Below are 7,571 nucleotides of genomic sequence, written 5' to 3'. Positions count from 1 at the left end.
CCAGCACAGCATAAAGCGCCGCCCGCCAAGTCGACTCGGCGGGCGGCGCTTTTCGCGTGGACGGATCAGACGCCGGCCAGCTCGCGCTTCTTGGCTTCGCGGGCGAGCATCTTGTCGCGCTGCTCCTCGAACTTGAGGACGTCCTGGCCGAGCTTGTCCAGGAAGCCGGCCAGCCGCTCCCGGGTGGCCTCGCCGCGGGCGGTGAAGTCGGTGCGCTCGAAGATGTTCCACTTCTTGAGCACCGGCTGCACGACCTCTTCGAGGTGCTGACGCAGGTCGTAGATGCCGTGCTTGGCCATCAGCACGCCGTTGCGACGGAAGTTCGGCATGCCAGCGCCGGGCATCTGGAAGTTCTCGACGATCAGCGAGATGGCCTCGATGGCCTGGTCGGGGCTCAGGTCGAGCGCCGCGCCGCAGAGGTTGCGGTAGAAGATCATGTGCAGGTTCTCGTCGGCGGCGACGCGCTGCAGCATGCGATCGGCGATCGGGTCGTCGCACACCCGGCCGGTGTTGCGGTGGCTCACGCGGGTGGCCAGCTCCTGGAAGGTCACGTAGGCGACCGAGTGCAGGAATCCGGCGTCGACTTCGGCGGGGGAGGCGAACCCGTTGGTCATGTGGACCATGCGCGCGTTCTCCAGGGCGACCGGGTCGACGCCGCGGGTCACCACCAGGTAGTCGCGCATCACGATGCCGTGGCGGTTCTCCTCGGCGGTCCAGCGGCCGACCCAGGTGCCCCAGGCGCCGTCCTGGGAGAAGTTCTCGGCGATCTCCCGGTGGTAGGACGGGAGGTTGTCCTCGGTGAGCAGGTTGGTGATCATGGCCGCCTTGGCGACCTCGTTGAGCTTGGACTGCTCCGGATCCCAGTCGATGCCACCCATGGCGGCGAAGTTGCGGCCCTCGTCCCACGGCACGTAGTCGTGCGGGTGCCATTCCTTGGCGAGCGACAGGTGCCGGTTGACGTTTTCCTCGGCAACCGGCTCCAACTCCGTGAGCAGTTCGAGTTGAGTCAGATCCCTTGCCATGTAAAAACCCTTCGCTGTCTGGCTTGCGGTCGAACGTCGCGATGCGGCCATACCTTACGGCACCGTAGGTGTGATGCGAAACATTCGTGCGAGGCCACATCGTCGGCTTATGCCGATTTGGTCGTGCTTACGAGTCTAGGTGCTCGGCCCGCAGCGTAGGGACTATCGCTGCGGGCCGCGCGGTGTTAGCGCTTGCCGCCGAGCAGGCCACCGAGCACGCTGCCCAGCGCGCCGCCCGAGTTCTTGGACAGCGCGTCGCCGATCATGCCACCCAGCCCGCCGGTGGAGCCCGCGCCGCCGAGCAGCCCGCCCAGCAGATCGCCGAGCCCGCCGCCGGAGGCCTGTGGTGCGGGCGCCGCCGCACCGCCACCACCGGTGACCTGCTTGGCCAGGTAGGCGAGCACGATCGGGGCCAGGATCGGCAGCAGTTTGCCGATCAGGGCGCTGCCGCCGGCCTCCCCGGTGCCGCCGAGCGCGCTGATCACCGTGTTCTTCTCGCTGCCGAAGACGTTATCGACGATCTTCTCGCCGTCGGCCACGTCGACCTGGTTCAGGTCGACCGCGCCCGCGCCCTCGACGAGGCCACCGTGATTGTCGAGCGCCCCGAGCAGTGCGGCCGCGCCCTGCGGCTGGGCCGCGTTGGCTTGCAGGCCGCCGAGCAGTGTCGGCAGTGCGGCCGTCACGGCCGTCGTAGCGGTCGCCTGGTCGACGCCGAGCTGATCGGCGATCTGGGCGATCGGGACTTGGGAGAGCAAATCATCGAATGAAGTCATCGGCTCCGCCTGGGTAGAGGGGTGCCCGGTAGGCCCGGGTCGCGGCCCAGGGTATCCGTGGTGCCCCCTGTAGGACTCGAACCTACGACCTAGTGATTAAAAGTCACCAGCTCTACCAACTGAGCTAAAGGGGCGCGCCGGAGAGTCTAGCGGACGGTGTGGCTGTGGGCCGAATACCGGTACCCGGTCGGCGTCGGGGGCGCGGATCGGAGCTGGTGGTCGCCGGTAACGGCGGCGCGGGGTCCGGCGATGTCCGGTAAACCTCTGGTGCCCACCGATGTTCGGACTTCCTGTTTCGGGCTGTCATCGAATACTGTTGTTGTGCAACATGTTTGGATCAGGAGAGGGTGTGTGCCCGATGAGGTGGAGTGGCATGGGCGCCGGTCTCGCGATCTTTCGGCGAATCGCAGGGGGTTCGCCGACGGGTAGAAGCCCTGGTCAACCGGATTGTGCCACTGTGGAATTGGTAGCCGATGTAACCACTTTTGTCGCTACCCGTTTGCTGCGGTGGATATCCGGACCGGATGTTCGGACGGGTGCCTCATTTGCCGCGTGTCGACCCGCGAATGCAGGTACGGTGATCGCCTGGTGAATCTCGGAACAATCACCGGCGCTGCGTATTGCGACATCTCGGCGCCCGGTGTGGCAGCTGGGAATTCGATGAGGGTTCGAGTGCCGGGGTGATCGCGATGGGCACGCGAACTCCTGGCAAAGGGGTAGTCGTTACCGCAGGAGGAGGCGGTTCTCACAGGTAGTGGAGCCCGAGTGTGCACCCCCTGCGGCGCACCCGGGCGGGCGAACTATAGCCGGTGGGGTACCGAAATAAAACAACTATTCGCGTCAGCGGTCGGTAATTGATCGAGGGCGACGAGAACGTTCGGAGGCGTTTCGAGCATGGCACGGCAGCAAGAGCGGGCGCGCCGGACACGCGCGGCGATAATCAAGTCCGCGGCCGTCGAGTTCGGGAAGAGCGGATACGCCGCGGCGTCGCTCAACCGCATTCTGGAAGGGTCGCGGGCGACCAAGGGCGCGATGTACTTCCACTTCGACTCCAAAGAGGATCTGGCCCGCGCGGTACTCGAGACCGCGGTCGAGCGCTACCGGTTCTGCGCGGAGCGCTGGCTGGCGCGCACCGACCTCGGTCCGCTCGACGTGCTGCACGGGATGGTCGACGAGATCGCCCTGCGCCTCGAGCACGACACCGTCGTGCAGGCCGAGTACCGCTTGGTGATCGAGCCCGACTTCCATCGCGACGCGGGCAACGGCGGCGGCCGCATCGTCGGCCGCGCCACCCGGGTACTCGCGGTGCGCGCCATCGACGACGGGCAGCTGCGCGCCGACGCCGACCCCGACCGCTTCACCCGCACGCTCGCCGCGGCGCTGGCCGGCCAGCGCTATCTGGTCGACCCGATCGCCACCGGCTCGGCCGCCGATCTGCGCGGGCGCTTCGCCGAGGTGCTCGAGGTTATCGTGGAGTCGATGGCAACCCCGTTGTGGATCCAGCACTTCCGCAACGATGGCTGGCGCGCGCAAGCACGCCTCGACGACCTCGGTTTGGGCGCCTGACCAGCCGATTTGGAAGTCTGCGCACACCTGTCATAAGCTATGCGAGCTCCCAACGGAAACGTTGAAAGCCGGTCCGGAGGAATCCGGGACGAGCCCCCTTCGTCTAGCGGCCTAGGACGCCGCCCTTTCAAGGCGGTAGCGCGGGTTCGAATCCCGTAGGGGGTACAGTCTTCGGACTGTGTAGCAGTACAGCAAGGCCCTGTGGCGCAGTTGGTTAGCGCGCCGCCCTGTCACGGCGGAGGTCGCGGGTTCGAGTCCCGTCAGGGTCGCAAGTCAGCGCCGGAGATTCTTCCGGCGCTTCGCGTTCGGCATTCAGTATGGGTGCCTGCGGCCAGGTAGCTCAGTTGGTACGAGCGTCCGCCTGAAAAGCGGAAGGTCGCCGGTTCGATCCCGGCTCTGGCCACCACAACCCCCTCACCGAAAACACCAGGTGAGGGGGCTTTTTTTGTCCAGACGACGCGGCGGGTCAGCGCATGCGGAGGGCGTTGACCCACAGGCGGGTCGCGGTGAAGACGAGGTCGTCGAGGTTCTCGGTGTCGGCGCCGAGGACGAAGTGGTGGAAGGCCAGGCGGCTGACCATGCTCGACAGGGCGCGTGCGGTCAGCAGCGGGTCGAGGTCGGGGTCGGCGATGCCGCGTTGTTGCAGGTCGGCGATGCTGCGGGCATTGCGGTGGATGAAGGCGTCGGCGCGGTTCTGGCGCAGGGTGCCGAACTCGGGGTCGATGGCGGCTACCTGTTCGAGCAGGCCCATCAGTTTCGCGTTGCGGCGGTAGGCCTCGAAGTAGGCGCGGTTGCTCGCCTCGATGATCGCCGCCGGGTCGTCCTCGGCGTCCACCCGGGCCATGCCGGGGTGCAGCATGTCCTCCTGGGCGTGCTCGAGGATGGCGGCGAAGATCTCCTCTTTCCCGGCGAAATAGGTGTAGAAGGTGCCCGACGAGCACTGGGCTTCCTGGGTGATGTCGACCAGGCGGGTGTCCAGGTAACCCATCCGCTCGAAGACGGTGCGCCCCGCGGCGATCAGTGCCGCGCGGGTGCGCAGACCGCGCGGGGTGGCCGGGAGATCGCGCAACAGCGAGGTGCGCGCCATCGAGGGCGGCGCACTCTCACTGTCGGTCTCCGCGGCACGATCCATGCAGTATTTATATCCCGCCCGCCGCTAGATTCCGGCCTCGGCGGCGACCTCGAGCGCCTTGTGCACGATCGCGTCGATCCGCGCGACGGTCGGCGTGCCCGCGGCCGCCCGGTTCTGCGGAGTGTCCTGCGCGCGCCGCAGCACGCCTTCGGCGATGACGGCCAGCTTCCACAAACCCAGCGTGTGCCAGTACCGCAGCGCGGCCGGATCGCGGCCGGTCAGCGCGAGATATTCGCGCGACATCGCCGCGCGGTCCGGGAAACCGGGTAGTGCCGAGGCGGGGAAGTCACCAGCGATGTCCTCGCCGGGCTCGGCCCAGTAGGCCAGCAGGCTGCCCATGTCGGCCAGTGGGTCGCCGAGGGTGGACAGCTCCCAGTCCAGCGCGGCCACCACCGCGCCGGTGGCGGGGGAGGTGATCACATTGCGCAGGTGGAAGTCACCGTGCACCAGGGTCACTTCGCGTTGTTCGGGGATCGCGGCGGTGAGCCGGCGGGTGAGGTCGTCGAGTGCGGGCAGTTCCCTGGTCTTGGACTGCTCCCACTGACTGCTCCAGCGTTTGAGCTGGCGCTGCGCGTAGGGCTTGTGGCTCGCCAGATCGGCCAGGCCGACCGTCTCGAGATCGACGGCGTGGATGCGGGCGAGAGTGCGTGGCAGCGAGGCCGCGATCGCACCGCGATGGGCCGGGGTGAGCGCCTCGGCCACCGGCATGGTGTCGACGACCTGCCCGTCCACGAACTCCATCAGCACCATCGCGACCTCCGACACCGCCGGATCGTCGAGGACCCCGAGTATCCGCGGCACCGGCACCTCGGTCGACGCGAGCGCGGCCATGATCCTGGCCTCGCGCACCACATCGTGCGCCGAGGCCAGCAGGTGCCCGAGCGGCGGCCGGCGCAGTACCCAGCGGCGCTCGCCGCCGTCTCGCACCAGGTAGGTCAGATTCGATTGGCCGAGGCCGATCCGGTCGAAGCGCAACGGTGCCGTGTGCTCGATGCCGAGCGCGGTGAACCACCGGCCGATCGCCGGCGGATCGACGCCGGCCACGGGTAGTTCAGCCACCGATCGACACCCCGCCACGGAACTGGGCCGCGTCACCGAGCCGCTGACCGCCGTCGATCACCATGGTCTCGCCGGTCACCCAGCTCGCCGCGTCGGAGACCAGGAACGCCACGGCGGCGGCGATATCGGCGGGCTCGCCGATCCGGTCCAGCGCGGTCGCGCCGGCGACGGCCTGCTCGTGTTCGCGCCACAGCGCCTCGGCCAGTTTGGTCCGCACCACACCGGGCGCGACGGCGTTGACCCGCACGGCGGGCGCGAGCTCCAGCGCCAGCTGCTTGGTGAGGTGGGTCAGCGCGGCCTTGGAGGCGTTGTAGAGGCCGATGTTCGGTTCCAGGGTGAACCCGCCGATGGAGGTGGTGTTGACGATCGCGCCGCCGTGCTCGCCCATCCAGGCCTTGGTGACCAGCGAGGTCCACAGCACCGGCGCCCACAGGTTCACGTCGAAGATCTTGGCGAAGCGGGCGTGGTCCTGGTCGATCACCGGGCCGAAGGCCGGATTGGTGCCCGCGTTGTTGACCAGGATGTCGATGCGGCCGAAGCGTTCCATGGTCAGCTCGACGCAACGGCGCGCGGCGTCTTCGTCGACGGCATGCGCGGCGACACCGAGCGCGGTGCCGCCGACCTGCGCGGCGGCCGCGTCGGCGGATTCCTGGGTGCGCGAGGTCAGCACCACCTCGGCGCCCGCGGCGGCCAGCGCCTGGGCGATGGCGAGGCCGATGCCGCGCGAGGCGCCGGTGACGATGGCCACGCGGCCGGTCAGATCCAGTCCGGTCATCTACTTGCTCTCCTTGTATTTGCGCAGTTCCTGGTGCGCGATGCTGCGCTTGTGCACTTCGTCGGGGCCGTCGGCCAGGCGCAGGGTGCGCAGGTGCGCCCAGGCCATGGCCAGCGGGAAATCGTCGGTGACGCCGGCGGCGCCGTGCACCTGGATGGCCCGGTCGACGATCTTGAGCGCGATGCTCGGCGCGGCCACCTTGATGGCGGCGATCTCTGTGCGCGCGGCCTTGTTGCCGACGGTGTCCATCAGATGCGCGGCCTTGAGCGTGAGCAGCCGGATCATCTCGATCTCGATGCGCGCCTCGGCGATCCAGTCCTGGATATTGGCGTTGTCGGCGATCGGGCGGCCGAAGGTCACCCGCGACAGCGCCCGCTTGCACAGCAGTTCCAGCGCGCGTTCGGCCATGCCGATGCTGCGCATGCAGTGGTGGATGCGGCCGGGGCCGAGCCGCGCCTGACTGATCGCGAAACCCTCGCCCTCGCCTTTGAGCACGTCGGTGACCGGCACCCGCACATCGGTGAAGTCGATCTCGGCGTGGCCTTCGCGGTCCTGGTAGCCGAAGACCGGCAGCCCGCGCAGCACGGTGACACCGGGTGCGTCGATCGGGACGACCATCATGGTCTGCTGACGGTGCGGGGCGGCGGCCGGATCGGTTTTGCCCATCACGATCAGCACCCGGCAGTTCTGGTGCAGGGCGTTGCTGGCGAACCACTTGCGGCCGTTGAGCACGTATTCGTCGCTGTCGCGCACCATCGACAGCTCGATATTGGTGGCGTCGGCACTGGCGACGGCGGGTTCGGTCATCGCGAACGCCGAGGCCATGGTGCCGTCGAGCAGTGGTTGCAGGTATTTGCGCTTGTGCTCGTCGGTGCCGAAGAGCTCGAGCACCTCCATATTGCCGGTGTCGGGGGCGTTGCAGTTGCAGGCCTCCGAGGCGAGGTGGCTGCGGCCCATGATCTCGGCCAGCGGCGCGTATTCGAGGTTGGTCAGGCCGGGGCCGCGACCGGGGTGTGGGTGGAACAGATTCCACAGGCCGCGGCGCTTGGCCTCGGCCTTGAGCTCTTCGAGGATCGGTGGCTGGAAGTGCGGGTCGCCGGATTCGCGCATCTGCGCGTCGTAGACCGGCTCGGCCGGATAGACCTGGCTGTCCATGAATTCGAGCAGGTCAGCCCGGTACTTCTCGGCCCGTTCGGACAGTTCGAAGAGTGACATGACCCGAACTTATTTGAAGTTGACGTCAA

7 protein-coding genes and 4 tRNA genes are annotated in these 7,571 nt (G+C 67.9%); 4 read left to right on the top strand and 7 right to left on the bottom strand.

Translation table 11 applies throughout. The features are described 5' to 3' along the window. Window positions 1-65: 65 nt before the first annotated feature. From ACFXK0_RS06380 to ACFXK0_RS06370, 3 genes are all read right to left on the bottom strand, one after another. Window positions 66-1,022 (bottom strand): acyl-ACP desaturase, encoded by a 957-nt coding sequence (locus ACFXK0_RS06380; protein ID WP_379408789.1) that lies wholly within the window; start codon window positions 1,020-1,022, stop codon window positions 66-68. Between the two features lie 185 nt (window positions 1,023-1,207). After that, a complete protein-coding gene (locus tag ACFXK0_RS06375) occupies window positions 1,208-1,795 on the bottom strand; it encodes a DUF937 domain-containing protein (protein WP_379408787.1) in 588 nt (195 codons plus the stop codon). 58 nt (window positions 1,796-1,853) lie between these two features. Further along, window positions 1,854-1,929 (bottom strand) — tRNA-Lys (locus ACFXK0_RS06370). 760 nt (window positions 1,930-2,689) lie between these two features. Between ACFXK0_RS06370 and ACFXK0_RS06365 the strand changes: the two genes are divergently transcribed. From ACFXK0_RS06365 to ACFXK0_RS06350, 4 genes are all read left to right on the top strand, one after another. Continuing rightward, window positions 2,690-3,361 (top strand): TetR family transcriptional regulator, encoded by a 672-nt coding sequence (locus ACFXK0_RS06365; protein WP_379408786.1) that lies wholly within the window; start codon window positions 2,690-2,692, stop codon window positions 3,359-3,361. 92 nt (window positions 3,362-3,453) lie between these two features. After that, a tRNA-Glu gene (locus ACFXK0_RS06360) sits at window positions 3,454-3,526 on the top strand. 30 nt (window positions 3,527-3,556) lie between these two features. After that, window positions 3,557-3,630 (top strand) — tRNA-Asp (locus ACFXK0_RS06355). Between the two features lie 60 nt (window positions 3,631-3,690). Beyond that, window positions 3,691-3,767, top strand: a tRNA-Phe gene (locus ACFXK0_RS06350). Window positions 3,768-3,827: 60 nt separating this feature from the next. On the opposite strand, the gene ACFXK0_RS06345 is transcribed toward ACFXK0_RS06350, so the two are convergent. The 4 genes from ACFXK0_RS06345 to ACFXK0_RS06330 are packed head-to-tail and all read right to left on the bottom strand — an operon-like array spanning window position 3,828 to window position 7,542. Continuing rightward, window positions 3,828-4,493, bottom strand: coding sequence for a TetR/AcrR family transcriptional regulator (locus ACFXK0_RS06345; protein ID WP_379408785.1), 666 nt, complete (start codon window positions 4,491-4,493; stop codon window positions 3,828-3,830). A gap of 24 nt (window positions 4,494-4,517) precedes the next feature. Beyond that, on the bottom strand, window positions 4,518-5,552 hold the full coding sequence (locus tag ACFXK0_RS06340) for a phosphotransferase family protein (RefSeq protein ID WP_379408783.1): 1,035 nt from the start codon (window positions 5,550-5,552) through the stop codon (window positions 4,518-4,520). After that, window positions 5,545-6,327, bottom strand: a complete 783-nt coding sequence (locus ACFXK0_RS06335) for an SDR family oxidoreductase (protein WP_379408782.1) — start codon at window positions 6,325-6,327, stop codon at window positions 5,545-5,547. Before ACFXK0_RS06335 ends, ACFXK0_RS06340 begins: the two co-directional genes overlap by 8 nt. Beyond that, a complete protein-coding gene (locus ACFXK0_RS06330) occupies window positions 6,328-7,542 on the bottom strand; it encodes an acyl-CoA dehydrogenase family protein (RefSeq protein WP_379408781.1) in 1,215 nt (404 codons plus the stop codon). It abuts the gene before it with no gap. Between the last annotated feature and the right edge of the window lie 29 nt (window positions 7,543-7,571).

The sequence above is a fragment of the Nocardia sp. NPDC059177 genome (assembly GCF_042755165.1).
Taxonomy (GTDB): domain Bacteria; phylum Actinomycetota; class Actinomycetes; order Mycobacteriales; family Mycobacteriaceae; genus Nocardia.
The sequence above is the reverse complement of the archived record's forward strand: the minus strand, read 5'-3'. Positions and strand labels throughout refer to the sequence as shown.